This is a genomic window from Flavobacterium sp., from assembly GCF_965284515.1.
Taxonomy (GTDB): Bacteria; Bacteroidota; Bacteroidia; order Flavobacteriales; family Flavobacteriaceae; genus Flavobacterium.
In genome coordinates this window covers 2,369,841-2,388,950 of the sequence record NZ_OZ260089.1, presented here as the reverse complement: position 1 = coordinate 2,388,950, position 19,110 = coordinate 2,369,841, and the positions used below count along the sequence as shown (strand labels likewise).

Sequence of the window (19,110 nt, the reverse complement as noted above, 5' to 3'; positions counted from 1 at the left end):
TTAAATTTGAAATAAAAAAATGAGAGGGAATTCAAATACATTTATTTACATCATTGCAGGAATAATTTTATTGCATTTTATTATTGGGTTTGTATGGCTTATTTATAAAATGAATAAAAAGAAATAATTTCTATTTATCGTTTAAACTAAAAACAATTGGAATCGCATAGCTAACAACAACTGTTTTTCCTCTTTGTTGACCGGGTCTAAATTGTGGTAATTTGTTAATAATTCTTAAAGCTTCTGTTTCAAAATCGGCTGAATATTCTTTATTTGTAGCGGTCACTCTGTTTCTTATATTATTAATTTTTCCTTCTTTAGTAATTTCAAAAAGAACAATTACTCTTGCCGTAATTTTATTTTTTTTGGCTTCTTTTGGGTATTCTAAATGTTTTTCAATGTGTTTTTTCATTTCTTCATGAAAACATTCTCTTTGCAAGGTTGTTTCAATTTCTTTGCATAAACTAAAAAGTGGAACTTGTTCAACTATTTGAAAAGGAACAGCTTCATCTAAATATTCAGGTTCAGCAACTATTCGTTCTTCGCTTATTACTACAATTGGAGTGTTTTCATAATCTATCATTTCAATTTTATCATCTTTCAATTTAAATTCAACTGTGTATTGTGCTTGAACTTTTACAATTTGGTTGTTGTGTTTAGCAGGGCTAAATTTTGGAAGTAAATTAAGTACACGAATTGCCTCATTTTCAAAGGCTTTTTTAAAGGAAGTTGGCTTTCCTTTTGCTTCTGTAATGGTGATTTTTCCTTCTTTATCTATTATGAAAGTGCAAAAAACTTTAGATTCAACCTTTACTTTTTTGGCTTCTTTAGGATATTTTAAATTTTTTTCGATGTGGGCGTTGATGAAATTTACAACACAATCTCTTTGAAGATCTTTCTTTACATTTTTACACTTTTCAAATACTGGAATTTGATCTACTTTGTTAAATGAAATCACTTCATCAATTTTGTTAGTATCTAAATTACTTGTACTCACTTGAGCAAAACAATTATAACTTAATAATGTTAGAAAGTAAAGATATTTCTTCATTTTAGATATTTTTTTTCAAATGTAAACAAAAATAAAATACCTTTGTACTCGAATTTTGGTTGTTGTTTCTGATTTTTTTCAAAACAACATTAAAAGGGAATTAGGTTTAATGCCTAAGCTGTACCCGCAACTGTAAGCTAATAAGCTTGTTGTTATCTACAAAACCACTGTTGAGAATTAAGAATTAAGAATTCTGAATTTAGAAAATTTCTAATTTCTAATTTCTAATTTCTAACTTCAAAATGGGAAGGTAAACAACAAGACGCAAGCCAGGAGACCTGCCACATTCACTGAGTAACAAACTTTCGGGAAAAAAGGTTTGAGTATGGGATAATTCTATGCTTTTCTTCCAAATTTTATTAAAATTATTTACAAACAAAATGAACACTAAGTTTATTAAATTAAGTGTATGTACTGTGCTTTTTGCCACAATTTCGTATGCACAAGAACAAGATTCTTTAAAAATTAATCAGTTAAATGAAGTTGTAGTTTCCGACACAAAATTTGCACAAAGCAAAGAAAAATCGGGAAAAATTATTGAAAAAATCACAGCTGAAGATTTAGCTAAAAGGCCAGGACAATCTGTTGCAACCGTTTTAAGTCAGGTTGCTGGTGTTGAAATTAACGGAAATCAATCGGCTAACAGTAAAAACCAAGGAATTTATATTAGAGGAGGAAGAAACCGTCAAGTAGCCATTTATATTGATGGAGTTCCTGTAAATGACGCTTCTAATATTAATTCGGAATACGATTTACGTTTGTTAAACGTAGATATGATTGAAAGTATAGAAATTTTAAAAGGTGCGTCAAGTACTTTGTATGGTTCAGGTGCCGCAACAGGAGTAATTAATATTACTTTGAAAAAATCAAGTAATTCAAAACTTTCAGGAAATGCTTTTTTTGCTTTAGGAACACAAAATACTTCAGAAGATTCTAAAACAAAACCTCAAGATTTTAACCAAGGTTTTTCGGTAAACGGAACCTTAGGAAAAGTTACGTATTTAACTTCGCTAAGTAGTACTGAAACAAAAGGTTTTTCGGAAGCTTTTGGTAAGAATTATGAAGATGACACTTTTTCAAGAGTAAATGTTTTACAAAAAATTGGTTTCAAAGCAACTGATAAATTGTCGTTTGATTTCTTTGGAAATTATGATAAAATAAACAACACGTTTGATACTTCTTACGCTGGTCCAACTGTAAGTAATGATGAAGTTCATAATAACGGAAATAGTGAACAATTTAGAATTGGTTTTTCTCCTAAATACAAATACAATAAAGGAGAATTGGTTTTAAATGCTTCAGCTGCAACTATTGATAGAGAGATTAATTTATTTAGTTCATGGACAAATACTGTTGATAATTATAGTTATTCATCAAGAAGTATAAATGCCGATTTATTTAATAAATATACTTTTTCGAATCAGTTTTTTGCAATTCTTGGAGTTCAAGCTCAATATTTTGATATGACGCAAGAAGATGCTTATACGAATATTGAAAAAGATGGCGCAAAGTTTAACATTGTTGATCCTTATGCAACAGTTGTTTATAATTCAACTTTTGGCTTAAATGTAAATGCAGGTGCAAGAATGAATAATCATAATGTATATGGAAATCATGTAGTTTATAATATCAATCCAAGTTATAATTTTTTTAATTTGCCTTTAAAAGTTTTAGCTTCATATAGTACGGCTTATATTACGCCGAGTTTGTACCAATTATTTTCTGCTTATGGTAATTTAGATTTAAAACCTGAAGAGAATTCAACAGTTGAAGTTGGTTTTGAAACCAATTTATTTTCGAAGAAATTAACTTTTAACTCGGTTGGTTTTTACAGAGAAGAAACAAATGCTTTTGGTTTTTATACCAATACGTCAACATGGGTTTCAAACTACATCAATATTGATGGAACGTATAATGCTAAAGGTGTTGAAACTTCAGTTAAATACAATTTCAATGAAAGATTAACTGCAAATGCTAATTATACTTTTACAGAAGTAGAACAACCGTTAAGTAGATTAATTGCTAAACATAAAGCGAATGCAGGAGTTGATTATATGTTTAGCGAAAAAGCCTCGTTTGGTTTACAATATCAATTTGTTGACAAACGTAATGATGCTTTTTATAACAGTTTAATTTGGGCAAACGAAAATGTTTCTTTAGCTGCTTACCAATTGGTAAACGCAAACTTTAGATTTAACGTAATTAAAAACAGATTGTCATTGTTTGGAGCAGTTAATAATATTTTAAATGAAGAATTTCAGGAAAATATAGGTTATGCTACAAAAGGAAGAAACTACAAATTAGGATTGAATTTTCAGTTTTAAGAAATAATAATAATACAATAATTTAAAAGAGGTTTTAGTATATTTACTTGAACCTTTTTTTTGTTTGTAACAAAATGAAAACACATTCGTCTACTTTATAAACCAACTCATAATTAAATGCAACAACAGGAGTTCTTAAATATTATATCTCCATTTAAAGATAAAGTTTTTAGAATTGCTAAGCGTTTATTAGTGAGTTCAGAAGAAGCAGAAGATGCTACACAAGAAGTTCTTATACGGTTATGGAATAAAAAAGATGGCTTAAATAAGTACAACAGTGTTGAAGCACTTGCTGTAACCATGACTAAAAATTACTGTTTAGACCAATTAAAGTCGAAACGAGCAGGTAATTTAAAGTTAGTACATAGTAATTACTCAGATAGAGAAGCAGGAATTGATAAACAAGTAGAAGATAGAGACAGTTGGAATTGGGTAGAAAAAATAATGAATGATTTACCCGAACAACAACGATTAATAGTACAAATGCGAGATGTTGAAGAATATGAGTTTAGCGAAATAGCACAAGCATTAGAAATGAATGAAACAGCAGTCAGAGTAGCTTTGTCAAGAGCTAGAAAAACGATAAAAGAAAAATTAGTTGAAAAACACAATTATGGAATTAGCCCAAATAGAACAATTACTAAATAAGTATTTAGAAGGCAATACTAACATTGCTGAAGAAAGAGAATTAAAGGCCTATTTTTCTTCAAATAATGTGGCATCACATTTGCAACCTTATAAATCAATGTTTGGTTATTTTAAAAATCAAGAAGAAGTACAGTTTACAAAAACACTTCCGTTACAACCTAGAAAACGAAATGTCGTAAAATGGATAGGAGTTGCTGCAAGTTTTGTTATTCTTTTTGGAACTGCATTTTTCTATATGAATTCAAATGCTTCTAATGAAGACTTAGGAACATTTGATGATCCAGAAGTTGCATTTATTGAAACACAAAAAGCACTAGAAATGCTTTCGAATAATGTGAATCAGGGAGTAGAAAGTGTTGCATTATTAAATGAGTACAATCAATCAAAAAAAACAATTTTTAAATAAGAAAGAAATGAAAAAGTTATTATTAAGTATACTATTAGTTGTATTCACAAGTATGGGGTTTGCACAAAACGCCTTCGATAAATTTGAAGACAAAGAAGGAGTAGCTTCTGTTATTGTAAACAAGAAGATGTTTGAATTGATGAGCAAAGTAAAAGTTGACACTAAAGATAAAGAAGCTCAACAATATATGAATTTGCTTAAAAAATTAGATAATTTAAAAGTGTTTATGTCATCGAGTGCTAAAGTTTCAGCTGAAATGAAAAGTACAGTAGCAAGTTATCTAAAGACCAATCCATTAGAAGAATTAATGCGAGTTAGTGAAGATGGGAAAAAAGTAAATATTTATGTAAAATCAGGCGCTTCTGAGAATATTGTAAAAGAATTATTAATGTTTATTGAAGATCCGATGTCTAAGGATAAACAAGCTGTTGTGCTTTCATTAACCGGAAATTTTAATTTAGATGAGATATCAGCTTTAACTGAGAAAATGAATTTACCAGGAGGGAACGAGCTTAAAAAAGCTTCTAAAAAATAAATTATGAAAGCATTTATAATCACAATAATTTCTTTTTTAGCTATAAGTTGTTCTAATAAGCCAACTTTACAAAAGTATTTTGTTGAGAATACTGAAAACAAAGATTTTATAGCAATAGATGTTTCTCCTAGTATTTTAAAAATGGATAAAGCTTCATTAAGTGATTCTGAAACAAAGGCTTTAGACGCTTTTGACAAAATGAACATTATTGCTTTTAAAAAAGACACTTTAAACGAAGTAAAATACAAGGACGAGGTTGCGAAAGTAAAGGCTATTTTAAAGGATGAAGAATATCAAGAATTAATGAAATTTGGATCTTCAAACCAAGGTGCTTCAATTTATTTAGTAGGTACAGATGAAAATATAGATGAGTTTGTTATTTATGCTAATAATCAATCTTCTGGTTTTGCATTGGTTCGCATCCTTGGTGACAATATGAATCCAAATGATTTAATGTCAATTGTAAATATTATGCAAAAATCTAAAATAGATTTAGACCAACTAAAGCCTTTAGAAGGAATTTTAAAATAAGTTAGTTATTAATTAAAAAAGGCTCAAATTATATTTGAGCCTTTTTTTTAATTTTTAAAATATTTAAATGGAACAATTAACATTCCAAAACATTCACCATGTTCTTTTCCTATGTGCTTATGATGCATTTTATGAGCTCTTCTTACAGCTTTAGCATATCTATTGTTTGCGTTTCTAAAAAGCTTGAATCGTTGATGTATGAAAATATCGTGTACTAAAAAATAAGCTAATCCATAAGCAAAAATTCCCAATCCAATTGCTAATCCAATTGCTAATATGTCATTTTGCCACAGCAAGAAAAAACCAATACTAACAACTGCATAAAAGATAAAAAAGAAATCATTTCTTTCAAACCATGAATCATGATCTTTTTTATGATGGTCAGCATGAAGTTTCCATAAAAAACCATGCATTACATATTTGTGAGTAAACCATGCCATAAATTCCATCATGGAAAATGTTAGTATAAAAACCAATAAATGTAACCACATAATTAAATAATATTTAATTTAAAATTTAAATAGCATTGAGCAAATAAACTTGCTTTTTGATAATCAGAAACCCTGATTCTTGTGTTTTTTATTTCTTTTGAAGGAGTGTTTTTCAGCTTAACGAGTAATTTTTTATAATATCTATATGCAGTATAAACACCAAAGCGTGCTTCAATTGGTAAGTTTTTTATACCAATATATGCTGCTTCAAAATCACTTTCAATGTCTTGTATAATTTCTTGCTTAGATTTTTCATCTAATTGAGACAAGTCTGTATTTGGAAAGTATGTTCGATTCAATTGTTCAAAATCTGCTTTTAAGTCTCTTAAAAAGTTTACTTTTTGAAAAGCAGAGCCTAAACGCATAGCACTATCTTTTAATTCATTGTATTTGTCTACATCACCTTTTACAAAGACTTGTAAGCACATTAACCCAACTACATCTGCTGAACCGTATATGTATTCGTTATATTCTTCAGTTGTATTGTAGTCACTTTTATGTAAGTCCATTTTCATACTTTTCATAAAAGCTTCAATCAATTCATAAGGTATGTTATATTTATTAACTGTGTCTTGAAAAGAATTTAAAATAGGATTTAAACTAATTTTTTGTTTTAGAGCAAAATCTAAATCATTCTGAAATTTATCAAACAATAATTCTTTGTTGTAATCATGAAAGCTATCAACTATCTCATCTGCAAAACGAACAAATCCATATATATTATAAATTTCTTGACGAATGCTTGGCGCAAGCATTTTTACAGCAGACGAAAATGATGTACTGTATTTCTTGGTAACTTTAATGCTACATTCATTCGAAACTTCATCAAATAATGCCTTCATATTATTCGTATTTTTTTATTAATTCTGCGACTAGTTTTCCTGATATTAAAGAAGGAGGAACCCCTGGACCTGGTACAGTAAGTTGACCTGTAAAATATAATTTTTCTACTTTTTTACTTTTTAACTTGGGTCTTAAAAAAGCAGTTTGTAATAAAGTGTTTGCCATTCCGTATGCATTTCCTTTATATGAATTATAATCTTTAATAAAATCATTTACACAAAATGATTCTTTAAATATAATACTATTTTTTACATTTTGTGTAGTTAATTTTTCAAAACGGTCAATAATAATATTAAAATATTTTTCTCTTATTTCTGTTGTATCTTCAATTCCTGGTGCTAATGGTATTAAGAATATTCCTGCTTCTTTTCCTTCTGGAGCAGCATTTCTATCTGTTTTAGATGGAAAACTTGCATAAAAAAGAGGTTCTTTTGGCCATTGAGGGTTATCATAAATTTCTTTAGCATGATTGTCAAAAGATGTGTCAAAAAACAGACTATGGTGTTCAACATTGATCAACTTTTTGTCAAATCCTACATAGAACAATAAAGAAGATGGGGCAAATGTTTTTCTTTCCCAATACTTTTCTGAATATTGCCTGTCTTTTTCGTGTAGTAACGTCTCAGTGTGATGGTAATCGGCACCACTTAATACAATATCACTTTTAATTATATTTTCATTACAAATAATACCAGTTGCAACACCATTTTCTGTAATTATACTTTCAATATTTGAATTTGTGTGAATTTTAACTCCAAGTTCTAAAGCTAGTTTTTCCATAGCTAATATAACTGAATACATTCCGTTTTTTGGATGCCAAGTTCCTAGCCCAAAATCTGCAAAATTCATAAAGTTATAAAAAGAAGGAGTGTCGCTAGGCTTAGCTCCCAAGAACAAAACAGGGAATTCTAATATTTTAACAAGTTTTGGATTTTTAAAACGCTTTCTTATGTCTTTAGAAATATTACTAAAAAATAAATGTGCTTTTTTTGCCGTGTCTAATGTAATTAATTCAAATATTGATTCTCCTGGTCTGTAAACCAATTCTTCAATCGCAATTTTATAATTACTTTGAGCTTCATTCATGAATTTTCTCAATTCATTTCCACTACCTTTTTCTTCTTTCTCAAAAGTTTCAATTATGGCCTCTAAATTATCAGCAATTGTTGTAAATTCATTAATTCCAAAGTAAACTTGATATGCCGGAGATAGCTTTAAAAGCTCATAATAATCTGAAGGTTTTTTATTAAAATCATTGAAAAATCTCTCAAACACATCAGGCATCCAATACCAAGTTGGGCCTATGTCAAATGTAAATCCATCTTTTTTAAGTTGTCGAGCTCTACCGCCTATTGTGCTATTCTTTTCGAATACAGTTACTGTGTTGCCATCTTTTGCAAGATAACAAGCTGCAGAAAGTGCAGAAAAACCAGATCCAATTATTGAGATATTTTTATTCACTATTGTATTTTTTTAGTCAATTCTTCAATTGATTGATAAATGCTCATTCTTTCAGGCAGTTTTTCTCTATCTATAAATTGAGTCATTCTACCTATTAAATATAATTCGTCTTTATTGTCTTTTAAGATTTCGTTTTCAAATTCAGAAATATACTCATCAATATTTTCCTGAAGCGGTTGTACCGTTAGATAAGCTACATAAGTTATATTGTTAAAAAAACTTGAAATGTCCTTTAAACTATCGATGGGAATGTTTTCCCCTAAATATATACACCTATATCCTTGAAGTAAAACTTCGTAATTTAAATACATTAAACCAATTTCATGTATCTCATTTAATGGTAAGAACAATACAAATACTCTATCTTCTTTAATTGGTTCTAAGATTTGTACCTTTTCTGTGTTTACTTGTATTTTTTGTTTAAATAAATTGGTTATGAAGTGTTCATGAGAAGGTGATATTGTATTTGTTTGCCATAATAAACCAATCTCATTCATCAGCGGTATGAAAACTTCATAAAATACCTCTCTAAATGTCTTTTCTGACAACAAATTATCATAAGTTTTAAAAAATAACGATTGATCAAAATTCATCATTGCCATTTTAAATGAATTTATAGCATGATTTTTTGCGGTTTTATCAGTTGTAATTTGTTTTACTAGTTCCGGAATTTCTTTTTCAGATAATTTTGAGATTTTAGATATTTTATATCCATAATCATGAAGAAGTACTATGTTTAGTAATTTTTGTAGATTCGTTATGTCATAATATCTAATGTTCGAATCTGTTCGCATTGGCTCTAAAGCATTGTATCTCTTTTCCCATATCCTAATAGTATGCGCTTTAATACCTGAAAGGTTTTCTAAATCCTTTATACTGAATATATTTTTAACATTGTTCATCTTTTATATAGATTTGTTAAACAAAAATATGTATTTTTATTTTAATATGAATCAATTTTTGTTTTTTTTTGGTAAATTAAAATTATGTTAGTTCTTTTTTAGTTCTATTTTTGTCTAATTATGAAGTACAATTATATTTTCTCTGGTCTAGGTTTGTCTACTATTTTGGTTTTAAACGAAATGTTTGAAAATAATTTATTAGTCAATAAAAGTGTTTTGGTAATTGAACCAAATGAGATTGGAAGTATTCAAAAAACTTGGTGCTATTGGGAAAATGAGATTGGAAAATGGGACGATTATTTAAACACCAAATGGAATAGAGCACTCTTTTTAAATGAAAAACTATCTGTTGATTGTTTGAATGGTCAATTGATTTATAAACAAATAGATTCAAAAGAATTTCTAGTTCGATTGTTTGAGAAGCTTAAACAAAACATTGATATTACCTTAGTCAAAGAAAAATTTATATTTTTCAGCGAAGACGATAAGCAAGTAGAAGTTGTATCGGATCAAGGGAGTTATTCCGCTGATTACTTCTTTTCTAGTGTTTTACTAGATAAAGAATATCAAAATAGTACTAAATACCCGCTATTAAATCAACATTTTATTGGATGGTTTGTTGAATCTGAAGATTCTTTCTTTGATTCTGAAAAGGTGACTTTTATGGATTTTAGTGTTGAGCAAAAGAGAAATACACGTTTTATGTATATTTTGCCTTTTTCGAAAAATAAAGCACTTTTTGAATATACGTTGTTTTCAAAAAAAACACTTTCAGAAAAAGAATACGAAGATGAAATTATATTGTATTTAAATAAAATAGGTCTTAATGATTATTCTATTTTCAAAAAGGAACAAGGGAATATTCCTATGACAGTTTTTCCATTTTGGAACAAAAACAAAAAGAGGGTTTTATTTATTGGTTCTGCAGGTGGTTGGACAAAAGCAAGTACTGGATATACTTTTAAAAATTCAGTTCGAAAAGCATCTGAAGTTGTGTCTTTTCTAAAGCAAGAAAATGTTGATTTTAGAAAATTCCATAAATGGAACAAATATAATTTTTATGATTCCTTATTCATTGATGTTTTATATCAAAATAATCATTTAGGAAAGAAAGTTTTTTCTAATATGTTTTCTAAAGTGGATCCTAGTTTGATTTTGAGGTTTTTAGATGAGAATACAACTCTTCTTGAAGACTTTAAGATTATTATGGCTTGTCCTAAATTTCCTTTTCTAAAGGCACTGTTTAAAAAGCTAATAAAATAAGTGACCATGGAGGGATTTGAACCCTCACGCCCTTGCGAGCACCACCCCCTCAAGATGGCGAGTCTACCGTTTCTCCACATGGCCTTAAATAAAAAAAGTTAAGCAAAATGCTTAACTTTTTAATTGTGACCTGGCTGGGGCTCGAACCCAGGACCCCATCATTAAAAGTGATGTGCTCTACCAACTGAGCTACCAAGTCATTGCTATCAAGGAAAAATATTGTAATTTGTGACCTGGCTGGGGCTCGAACCCAGGACCCCATCATTAAAAGTGATGTGCTCTACCAACTGAGCTACCAAGTCATTCTTTTTCCTTGAATGCGGGTGCAAATATAAGTAGTATAATTTATTTTTCAATGGGATTTTCTTATAAATTTGTATTTTTTTTTAAATTAATCTTTAACTACCTTATTTTAAGGAAATTATTTTAAGTATGAAAATTGTTTTAGTAGGATATATGGGTTCAGGCAAATCAACAATTGGCAAAATGTTGTCAGAAAATGTAGGAATTCCCTTTTATGATTTAGATGAAATTATTGAAAAACAAGAAGGTATGTCTATCAAAAAAATATTTATTGAAAAAGGAGAGGTTTATTTTAGAAAATTAGAACATTCTGTTTTAAATGTTTTTATAAATACAAATGAAGATTTTGTTTTGTCATTAGGAGGAGGTACGCCATGTTATGCAAATAATCATGAAGTTTTAAAAATGTCTGATGTAGCTTCTTTTTATTTAAAAAATTCAGTTGACACTTTATGTGAAAGATTGGAGAATGAAAAAATGAGCAGGCCTTTGATTGCAAATTTCAATAAGGAAGAACTGAAAGAATATGTAAACAAACATTTATTTGATAGGAATTTTTATTATTATCAATCCAAATATGTTGTTGAATGTACCTCAAAAAGTATTGAAGAAGTTGTGCTAGAAATAAAATCTATATTAACTTAAATAAGCATAACTATTGTCTTTCTCAAACACGACTTGTATGTGCTCTTGAAGAGAAGTTGAGAGAGAAATCCCTTTAAAGTCTGCTTTTACAGGGTATTTTTTATGGTTTCTATCTATAAGAACCGCAGTTTTAAATTTGCTTAATGGTACATCTAAAAAATGTTTAACACCATAAATAAGTGTAGCTCCAGAATTTAAAACATCATCAACTAAAACCAGTGCTTTATTTTCATATTCTGAAGTTTGAAGCGAAGTAGTAATGTTGTCTTTTGGATTTTGTTTATTGATTTTAACTTCACATAAAACAACTTTTAAGTCGGATATTTTAGATAGTTCTTCAGATATTTTTTGGGCAAAAGTATATCCGCTATTTGCAATTCCTGCAATTACAACTTCTTTTTCATCAACGAAGGTTTCTAATATTTGATAACTAATTCTTTTGGTTTTATGAATTATTTCTTCGTTTGTTAAGATTATGTTTTTCATTTACAGTTCTGTTGTGTTATTTTTTATCAAATATAAAAAAGAGTTCCTTATTAGCACGTGGTTTTATTGAATTATATGCTTTTTCTAATGTTTTTATTTTAAACGTTTCGCTAAACAAATATTTATATTCTTCTAATGAACCACCAAAAGGAGGTCCGTCTTCAGTAAGAGGAAAGTTAAAAAGTAAGCCTGCTATTTTACCACCAGGGTTTAGTAATTCTAGCATTTTTAAAACATAATTAGACCTTAAATTAGGGCTAAGAGCACAAAAAAACGTTTGTTCAATGATTAAATCAAACTTTTGATTGAGTTTGAAGAAATCAGTTTGTATGATATTTTCTTTTAATTGAGGATTTCTATTACGAATATTTTCTAATGGAGTAGGAGCTAAATCAACTACATAAGTATTTTTAAAGCCTTTTTGAATTAAATAATCAAATTCATAACCGTTTCCTGCACCAGGAATTAATATTTTTAAATCACTATTTGTTAATTGATCAATATATTCTTTCAGAGGTGTTGTAATTTTACCTGCATCCCAACCTATCTCTTTTTTTTGATATCTACTTTCCCAATAGTTACTATTCAATTCCATCTTCACTCATATTTTCACTTGTATATTCGTCGATATCTCTTCTCTCTTTCTTTGTTGGACGTCCATCTCCTTTAGATCTATAATGTTCTTTGGCTAATTTTAATAATTCAAAACGTTCAAATTCTTCTTTTGGAGTTTCGTCTTTTCTATAAACGTCTACTAATTTTGCACCAACCCTATTTTGTGGAACATCTAATACCGTTATTTTATAATTAATTTGGTCTTTGCGAAGTGTGATTTTATCGGTAGCGAAAACCTCTCGAGAAGGTTTGGCCTGTTGCCCATTAATAGTCACATGTCCTTTTTTTATTGCTTCAGATGCGATACTTCTTGTTTTGAAATAACGAGTACACCATAAATATTTATCCACTCTCATACAAAATTCAAAATTCAATGTTAATATTTATACAAAAATAAACGAAAATTGTATCTTGCACCAAAATTACTTTGAAAATGAAAAATATTTATAAAGCCCTTTGCTTTGTAGTTTTAGCTACTATGTTAGTAGCTTGCCCTAATACTGATGATGTAACAGTGCCTCCTCTTAGAGATTATACTGAAGTTTACACAGAGGATTTGGCTGAAATTGAAGATTTCTTAGACACACATTTTGTAACCGTAGATGCGGATTACAATACAACATTTGAGTTGATTCCGGATGGAGGAACTCAAACCCCAATTTCGTCAATGCCAGAGCTTCAATTTAAATTAGTGGACGCGCATGATATAACTTATAAAGTTTATTATTTAAAATTAAGAGAAGGAATAGGAGAAGCTCCTACAAGAGTTGATTCTGCATTTGTAACTTATAAAGGTACAATTCCTACTGATATTACTTTGACATTTGATCAGCGAGTTGAACCAATCTGGTTTCCATTAGAAGATGTCGTTCGTGGATGGGGAGAAATTATTCCAGAATTTAAAACGGGAACGTATACAGATAACCCTGATGGAAGTATAACTTTTGATGATTATGGAGCTGGTGTTATGTTTTTGCCTTCAGCATTAGGGTATTTCAATCAATCTGTAGGTAATATTCCTTCGTATTCTCCATTAATTTTCAACTTCAGGTTGCACGATCAAAGATATAGAGATCATGATAGAGATAAAATATTATCAAAAATTGAATATGGTGCAGATTTTAATGAGGAAGCTTTAGATACGGATGGTGACGGTCTGCCAAATTATTTAGATGTAGACGATGATAATGATGGTTATTTAACTAAAGAAGAGATAAGTTATATTCATCCATCTGATCCTGACGCTATAACTCGTTATTATCCTTATGATGGAGTAGCGCTTGATGATCCTTTAACTCCATATGTAGATGAATCAAAAGGTATTCCTAGTTGTTCAAATGATTTTACAACAACAACAAGGTTAAGAAAACACTTAGATCCTGCTTGTCACGAATAGTGATTATTATAAAATAAAAAAAATCCCAATCATTATTTGATTGGGATTTTTTTATTTGTTGAAATGAATTATTTTCTCTTCATCACTTTTTCTACCTCCTCAACAATTGCTTGATTGTTTAATTTGTATTTATCCATTAATTGAGCTGGAGTTCCAGATTCTCCAAAACTATCATTAACTGCTACAAATTCTTGTGGTGCAGGATTGTTTAATGCCAATACTCTAGAAACGCTTTCTCCAAGTCCGCCTAGTATATTGTGTTCTTCAGCAGTTACAATACAACCTGTTTTAGCAACTGACTTTAGAATAGCTTCGTCATCTAAAGGTTTAATAGTATGTATGTTAATTACTTCTGCAGAAATTCCTTTCGCTTCTAAAGCTTCAGCAGCAATAAGAGCTTCCCATACTAAATGTCCTGTTGCTACAATAGTAACATCTGTACCTTCATTAAGCATAATAGCTTTTCCAATAACAAAAGGTTCGTCGGCAGGCATAAAGTTTGGAACAACTGGTCTTCCAAATCGCAAATATGCAGGGCCTTTATGATCTGCTAATGCTAAAGTTGCTGCTTTGGTTTGGTTATAATCGCAAGTATTAATAACTGTCATTCCTGGCAACATTTTCATTAAGCCAATGTCTTCAAGAATTTGATGTGTTGCACCATCTTCTCCTAATGTTAATCCTGCATGCGAAGCACAAATCTTTACGTTTTTTTCAGAATAAGCTACCGATTGACGAATTTGATCATAAACTCTACCCGTTGAAAAGTTAGCGAATGTTCCTGTAAAAGGAATTTTTCCACCAATCGTTAATCCAGCTGCAATTCCAATCATGTTTGCTTCTGCTATTCCAATTTGAAAAAAGCGCTCTGGATGATTTTTTTTGAAATCGTCAAATTTTAACGAGCCAATTAAATCCGCACAAAGTGCCACTACGTTTTCATTTTTTTGACCTAGTTCAGTCATTCCGGCTCCAAAACCTGAACGTGTATCTTTACTTCCTGTATTTGTGTATTTTTTCATTATAATTTCAATTGAAGAATTAATAATCAGCTAAAGTTGATGTGTTTTGAGCTAATGCATTTGCTAATTGCTCATCATTTGGTGCTTTCCCATGCCAAGCATGTGTATGCATCATAAAGTCAACTCCATTACCCATTTCTGTATGAAGTAAAATACAAACTGGTTTTCCTTTTCCAGTTTTTGATTTAGCTTCATTCATTCCGGCTAAAATTGCTCCAATATTATTTCCTTCTTTAATTTCTAGAACTTCCCAATCGAAAGCTTCAAATTTAGCTTTAAGACTTCCCATTGCTAAAACTTCATCAGTAGTTCCGTCAATTTGTTTTCCGTTTAAGTCAACGGTTGCAATAAGATTGTCTACTTTTTTTGCAGAAGCATACATAATTGCTTCCCAGTTTTGACCTTCTTGTAATTCACCATCACCTAAAAGAGTATAAACTAAATGATTATCATTGTTTAGTTTTTTTGCTTGAGCAGCTCCAATACTAACTGATAAACCTTGTCCTAATGAACCAGATGCCATTCTTACTCCTGGTAAATGATCATGAGTTGTTGGATGACCTTGTAGTCTTGAATTGATTAGTCTAAATGTTGCTAATTCGGATACAGGAAAATATCCTGTTCTAGCAAGAACGCTATAGAATACCGGAGAAATATGTCCGTTTGAAAGGAAGAATAAGTCTTCTCCAATTCCGTCCATATTAAATCCCTCTTTTCTATCCATTAAGTTGTTGTACAAAGTAACTAAGAATTCAGTACATCCTAGTGATCCACCTGGGTGACCTGAGTTTACAGCATGTACCATTCTAAGAATGTCTCTTCTAACTTGTAAAGTTAAATCTTGTAATTGTTGTGTGTTTGATTTCATTGAAATAAAATAGTTTAGGCAAAAATACTTTTAAATTTTTCTTTCAACAAACCTTTTTTAAGTAAGTTATCCCATTTTAATTAATTATTTGTTGATAATGTAAATCATAAAACAATTCTAAAATTTTGATTGTTCTTATACGCAAGTTATCTAATTGATTTATATTTGCGCTTGTAAAAAACAGATATGAAGTTCGATTTAATAAAAAAAGACACCAATAGTAAAGCAAGAGCTGCTACTTTAACAACAGATCACGGAACAATAGAAACACCTATATTTATGCCGGTTGGTACTGTTGCTTCAGTTAAAGGTGTACACCAAAGAGAGTTAAGAGAAGAAATAAATCCAGATATTATTCTTGGAAATACTTATCATTTGTATTTAAGACCAAAAACCGACATACTTGAAAAAGCGGGAGGTTTACATAAATTTATGAATTGGGATCGAAATATTCTAACTGATTCTGGAGGTTATCAAGTTTATTCTTTGTCTTCTAATAGAAAGATTAAAGAAGAAGGTGTAAAATTTAAAAGTCATATTGATGGTTCTTATCATGTTTTTACGCCTGAAAATGTAATGGAAATCCAACGTACAATTGGAGCAGATATTATTATGGCATTTGATGAATGTACACCTTATCCTTGTGATTATCGTTATGCAAAAAGATCAATGCATATGACTCACCGTTGGCTTGACAGATGTATTTCGCATTTAGATAAATTACCTTTTAAATATGGATATGAACAATCTTTTTTTCCAATTGTACAAGGGAGTACTTATAAAGATTTAAGAGCCCAATCAGCAGAATATATAGCAAATGCAGGTGCAGTTGGAAATGCAATTGGTGGTCTTTCTGTAGGGGAGCCGGCAGAAGAAATGTATGCAATGACAGAGGTAGTTACCGCTATTTTACCTGAAGATAAACCAAGATATTTAATGGGAGTGGGTACTCCAATTAATATTCTTGAAAATATAGCATTAGGAATTGACATGTTTGATTGTGTAATGCCAACACGTAATGCAAGAAATGGAATGTTATTTACTGCTTACGGTTCTATTAATATTAAAAATAAAAAGTGGGAAGCTGATTTTTCTCCTGTAGATGAAATGGGACATACTTGGGTGGATCTAGAATATTCAAAAGCTTACTTACGTCATTTATTTGTCGCAAATGAGTATCTTGGTAAGCAAATTGCTACCATTCATAATTTGGGATTTTATATGTGGTTAGTTCGTGAAGCAAGACGACAAATTATAGCAGGAACGTTTAGAGAATGGAAAGATAAAATGGTTATTCAAATGAATAATAAATTATAGAAAACTATATTTAGCTCATACTAAATGAAAATAATAGATAAGTATATTTTAAAAAGATATTTAGGTACTTTTTCAGTAATGCTGTTAATGTTTATTCCTATTGGAATTGTCATCGATGTCTCGGAGAAAGTAAATAGAATGATAGCTAGTAAAGTTGCTTTTTCAGAGGTTATAGTATACTATGGAGATTTTATAATATATTTTGCAAATCTATTATTTCCAATATTTTTATTTTTATCAGTTATTTGGTTTACTTCAAAATTAGCAAATAATACAGAAGTAATAGCAATTTTAAGTTCAGGTATTTCATTTAATAGATTTCTAAGACCTTTTTTTATTGGTGCAACTTTAGTCTCTTTATTTGCTTTAATGATGGGTTTTTTCTTAGTCCCAGCTGCGAGTAAAGGATTCAATGATTTTAGGTATAAAAATTTAAAAGGGAATAATCAAACAAGAGAAACTTCTGATATTTTTAGACAAATCAATACTGACGAATTTATCTATGTTAGTAATTACAATTACATGTCTCAAACGGGATTTAATTTTACTTTCGAAAAATTCAAAGAGAATAAATTACTCTACAAGATTACTTCAAATAGAATTAAATACAATCCAAAAATAAAAAAATATACTCTTCATAATTATATTAAAAGAACTGTTGGAGTTACAAATGATATATTAGAGTCTAGTGATAAGAAAATCTTAGAGTTTAATTTTGAGCCTGATGATTTAACGCCTGTGGTTTATGTTGCTGAGACTATGTCAATTGGCGATTTAAATGCTTTTATTAATAAAGAAAGAAAAAAAGGAAACGCAAATATTAATACTTATTTGGTTGTGTTTTATAAAAAGTTCAGCTTACCAATTTCAGCTTTTATTTTAACATTAATAGCTGTTGCAGTATCTTCAATGAAAAGACGTGGTGGGATGGGAGTAAACCTTGCAATAGGAATTGTAATTGCATTTACTTTCATCTTTTTTGATAAAGTATTTGGTACATTGGCAGAAAAATCATCTTTTCATCCATTTATTGCAGTTTGGATACCTAATTTTGTTTTTGGAATTTTAGCAATTTATCTTTTAAAAAATGCAAAACGATAATTTAAAAAGTTATTTGTTACTCCATTTTATTGTTTTTATTTGGGGTTTTACAGCAATTTTAGGTGCATTAATTTCTTTAGATGCTTTGCCGTTAGTTTGGTGGCGAATGTCTCTAGCGGTTGTTTTTATTTTAATTTACATTAAGATAAAAAATATAGATCTTAAAATTCCCAAAAAAACATTTCTTTCATTTTTATTTGCGGGTTTAATAATTGCTTTACATTGGCTAACATTTTTTAAAGCAATTAAGGTTTCTAATGTATCGGTAACACTTGCTTGTTTGTCAACGGGTGCTTTTTTTACATCTATTTTAGAACCATTATTATTTGGTAAAAAAGTTGTGTGGTATGAAGTGCTTTTTGGATTAATTGTAATAGCCGGTTTATATATAATTTTTAATGTAGAAGTTGATTATGTATTTGGGATAGTTTTAGCATTAACTTCTGCGTTCTTGTCAGCCCTTTTCACTGTGATTAATGCAAAATATACTAAGATTTATATGCCTTCTGTAATTTCTTTTTATGAATTATCAGGTGGAGTTGCTTTTTTAAGTATTTATCTTCTATTCACAGATGGATTCACAATAGATTTTTTTTCTTTGTCAATTGAAGATTTAGGATGGTTAATTTTATTAGCTTCTGTGTGTACTGCTTATGCTTTTATAGCATCAGTTAAAGTGATGAAGTATTTAAGTCCATACACAGTTATGCTCACCATCAACTTAGAGCCAATTTACGGAATTATACTTGCCCTTTTAATCTTTAAAGACTCAGAACATATGAACCCAATGTTTTATGTTGGAGCGGGAATTATATTGTTGACTGTAATATTAAATGGTTTAATAAAAAAAACAAAAAAACAAGAAACTAAATCAGAGTTAGTGTAAGGTATATTGATTGAAA

The 19,110-nt window shown here is 29.5% G+C and carries 21 protein-coding genes, 3 tRNA genes and 1 riboswitch; of the genes, 11 read left to right on the top strand and 13 right to left on the bottom strand.

Annotation, left to right across the window (positions count from 1 at the left end; translation table 11 throughout):
- Positions 1–130 precede the first annotated feature (130 nt).
- Positions 131–1,051, bottom strand: a complete 921-nt coding sequence (locus tag ACQ65T_RS11165) for an energy transducer TonB (protein ID WP_430401152.1) — start codon at positions 1,049–1,051, stop codon at positions 131–133.
- A gap of 39 nt (positions 1,052–1,090) precedes the next feature.
- Positions 1,091–1,351: riboswitch (cobalamin riboswitch) on the top strand.
- Positions 1,352–1,431: 80 nt separating this feature from the next.
- Between ACQ65T_RS11165 and ACQ65T_RS11160 the strand changes: the two genes are divergently transcribed.
- From ACQ65T_RS11160 to ACQ65T_RS11140, 5 genes are all read left to right on the top strand, one after another.
- Positions 1,432–3,375: a TonB-dependent receptor plug domain-containing protein gene (locus ACQ65T_RS11160; protein WP_430401151.1), complete on the top strand. Its 1,944-nt coding sequence runs from the start codon at positions 1,432–1,434 to the stop codon at positions 3,373–3,375.
- Positions 3,376–3,492: 117 nt separating this feature from the next.
- The gene (locus ACQ65T_RS11155) at positions 3,493–4,023 is read left to right on the top strand and encodes an RNA polymerase sigma factor (protein WP_430401150.1); all 531 of its coding nucleotides are present in this window, start codon (positions 3,493–3,495) and stop codon (positions 4,021–4,023) included.
- Positions 3,989–4,429 carry a hypothetical protein gene (locus tag ACQ65T_RS11150; RefSeq protein WP_430401149.1) on the top strand — a complete coding sequence of 147 codons (441 nt, stop codon included), beginning with the start codon at positions 3,989–3,991 and terminating at the stop codon, positions 4,427–4,429. The genes ACQ65T_RS11155 and ACQ65T_RS11150 overlap by 35 nt, the downstream gene beginning before the upstream one ends.
- Positions 4,430–4,436: 7 nt before the next feature.
- The gene (locus ACQ65T_RS11145) at positions 4,437–4,964 is read left to right on the top strand and encodes a DUF4252 domain-containing protein (RefSeq protein WP_430401148.1); all 528 of its coding nucleotides are present in this window, start codon (positions 4,437–4,439) and stop codon (positions 4,962–4,964) included.
- Between the two features lie 3 nt (positions 4,965–4,967).
- Positions 4,968–5,495 (top strand): DUF4252 domain-containing protein, encoded by a 528-nt coding sequence (locus ACQ65T_RS11140; protein ID WP_430401147.1) that lies wholly within the window; start codon positions 4,968–4,970, stop codon positions 5,493–5,495.
- Between the two features lie 47 nt (positions 5,496–5,542).
- Here the strand turns inward: ACQ65T_RS11140 and ACQ65T_RS11135 are convergent, their stop codons facing one another.
- The 4 genes from ACQ65T_RS11135 to ACQ65T_RS11120 are packed head-to-tail and all read right to left on the bottom strand — an operon-like array spanning position 5,543 to position 9,192.
- Positions 5,543–5,986 (bottom strand): sterol desaturase family protein, encoded by a 444-nt coding sequence (locus ACQ65T_RS11135; RefSeq protein ID WP_430401146.1) that lies wholly within the window; start codon positions 5,984–5,986, stop codon positions 5,543–5,545.
- A gap of 2 nt (positions 5,987–5,988) precedes the next feature.
- Complete coding sequence (locus tag ACQ65T_RS11130; protein WP_430401145.1) at positions 5,989–6,828, bottom strand: phytoene/squalene synthase family protein; 840 nt, start codon at positions 6,826–6,828, stop codon at positions 5,989–5,991.
- A gap of 1 nt (position 6,829) precedes the next feature.
- The gene (locus tag ACQ65T_RS11125) at positions 6,830–8,290 is read right to left on the bottom strand and encodes a phytoene desaturase family protein (RefSeq protein ID WP_430401144.1); all 1,461 of its coding nucleotides are present in this window, start codon (positions 8,288–8,290) and stop codon (positions 6,830–6,832) included.
- Positions 8,290–9,192 carry a MerR family transcriptional regulator gene (locus tag ACQ65T_RS11120; protein ID WP_430401143.1) on the bottom strand — a complete coding sequence of 301 codons (903 nt, stop codon included), beginning with the start codon at positions 9,190–9,192 and terminating at the stop codon, positions 8,290–8,292. Before ACQ65T_RS11120 ends, ACQ65T_RS11125 begins: the two co-directional genes overlap by 1 nt.
- Positions 9,193–9,312: 120 nt before the next feature.
- Here ACQ65T_RS11120 and ACQ65T_RS11115 point away from each other — a divergent pair, with 120 nt between their 5' ends.
- Complete coding sequence (locus tag ACQ65T_RS11115; protein ID WP_430401142.1) at positions 9,313–10,455, top strand: lycopene cyclase family protein; 1,143 nt, start codon at positions 9,313–9,315, stop codon at positions 10,453–10,455.
- 1 nt (position 10,456) lies between these two features.
- Here ACQ65T_RS11115 and ACQ65T_RS11110 read toward each other — a convergent pair.
- The 3 genes from ACQ65T_RS11110 to ACQ65T_RS11100 form a co-directional block, all read right to left on the bottom strand.
- Positions 10,457–10,539, bottom strand: a tRNA-Leu gene (locus tag ACQ65T_RS11110).
- Positions 10,540–10,581: 42 nt separating this feature from the next.
- Positions 10,582–10,654: transfer RNA gene (locus tag ACQ65T_RS11105), tRNA-Lys, on the bottom strand.
- 30 nt (positions 10,655–10,684) lie between these two features.
- A tRNA-Lys gene (locus tag ACQ65T_RS11100) sits at positions 10,685–10,757 on the bottom strand.
- Between the two features lie 130 nt (positions 10,758–10,887).
- Here ACQ65T_RS11100 and ACQ65T_RS11095 point away from each other — a divergent pair.
- Positions 10,888–11,403 carry a shikimate kinase gene (locus tag ACQ65T_RS11095; protein ID WP_430401141.1) on the top strand — a complete coding sequence of 172 codons (516 nt, stop codon included), beginning with the start codon at positions 10,888–10,890 and terminating at the stop codon, positions 11,401–11,403.
- Here ACQ65T_RS11095 and ACQ65T_RS11090 read toward each other — a convergent pair.
- From ACQ65T_RS11090 to ACQ65T_RS11080, 3 genes are read right to left on the bottom strand one after another with little or no spacing between them, the layout of a single operon-like run.
- A complete protein-coding gene (locus tag ACQ65T_RS11090) occupies positions 11,395–11,889 on the bottom strand; it encodes a phosphoribosyltransferase family protein (RefSeq protein ID WP_430401140.1) in 495 nt (164 codons plus the stop codon). The genes ACQ65T_RS11095 and ACQ65T_RS11090 overlap by 9 nt on opposite strands.
- A gap of 16 nt (positions 11,890–11,905) precedes the next feature.
- Positions 11,906–12,484 (bottom strand): methyltransferase domain-containing protein, encoded by a 579-nt coding sequence (locus ACQ65T_RS11085; RefSeq protein ID WP_430401139.1) that lies wholly within the window; start codon positions 12,482–12,484, stop codon positions 11,906–11,908.
- A complete protein-coding gene (locus ACQ65T_RS11080; protein ID WP_430401368.1) occupies positions 12,471–12,860 on the bottom strand; it encodes an RNA-binding S4 domain-containing protein in 390 nt (129 codons plus the stop codon). The genes ACQ65T_RS11085 and ACQ65T_RS11080 overlap by 14 nt, the downstream gene beginning before the upstream one ends.
- A 77-nt stretch (positions 12,861–12,937) precedes the next feature.
- On the opposite strand from ACQ65T_RS11080, the gene ACQ65T_RS11075 reads away from it, so the two are divergent.
- Positions 12,938–13,900 carry an FKBP-type peptidyl-prolyl cis-trans isomerase gene (locus ACQ65T_RS11075; protein ID WP_430401138.1) on the top strand — a complete coding sequence of 321 codons (963 nt, stop codon included), beginning with the start codon at positions 12,938–12,940 and terminating at the stop codon, positions 13,898–13,900.
- A 68-nt stretch (positions 13,901–13,968) separates the two neighbouring features.
- Here ACQ65T_RS11075 and ACQ65T_RS11070 read toward each other — a convergent pair whose 3' ends face one another.
- Together ACQ65T_RS11070 and ACQ65T_RS11065 are read right to left on the bottom strand one after the other, a co-directional pair.
- Entirely contained in the window at positions 13,969–14,922 is a 954-nt protein-coding gene (locus ACQ65T_RS11070; RefSeq protein ID WP_430401137.1) for a transketolase family protein, read from the bottom strand.
- A 19-nt stretch (positions 14,923–14,941) separates the two neighbouring features.
- Complete coding sequence (locus ACQ65T_RS11065; protein WP_430401136.1) at positions 14,942–15,790, bottom strand: transketolase; 849 nt, start codon at positions 15,788–15,790, stop codon at positions 14,942–14,944.
- A gap of 186 nt (positions 15,791–15,976) precedes the next feature.
- Between ACQ65T_RS11065 and tgt the strand changes: the two genes are divergently transcribed.
- Genes tgt through ACQ65T_RS11050 form a run of 3 tightly spaced genes read left to right on the top strand, consistent with a single transcriptional unit; the run spans position 15,977 to position 19,094 of the window.
- Entirely contained in the window at positions 15,977–17,107 is a 1,131-nt protein-coding gene (gene tgt / locus ACQ65T_RS11060; RefSeq protein ID WP_430401135.1) for a tRNA guanosine(34) transglycosylase Tgt, read from the top strand.
- A 24-nt stretch (positions 17,108–17,131) separates the two neighbouring features.
- Positions 17,132–18,208 (top strand): LptF/LptG family permease, encoded by a 1,077-nt coding sequence (locus ACQ65T_RS11055; RefSeq protein ID WP_430401134.1) that lies wholly within the window; start codon positions 17,132–17,134, stop codon positions 18,206–18,208.
- Positions 18,195–19,094 carry a DMT family transporter gene (locus ACQ65T_RS11050; RefSeq protein WP_430401133.1) on the top strand — a complete coding sequence of 300 codons (900 nt, stop codon included), beginning with the start codon at positions 18,195–18,197 and terminating at the stop codon, positions 19,092–19,094. The genes ACQ65T_RS11055 and ACQ65T_RS11050 overlap by 14 nt, the downstream gene beginning before the upstream one ends.
- Positions 19,095–19,110 lie beyond the last annotated feature (16 nt).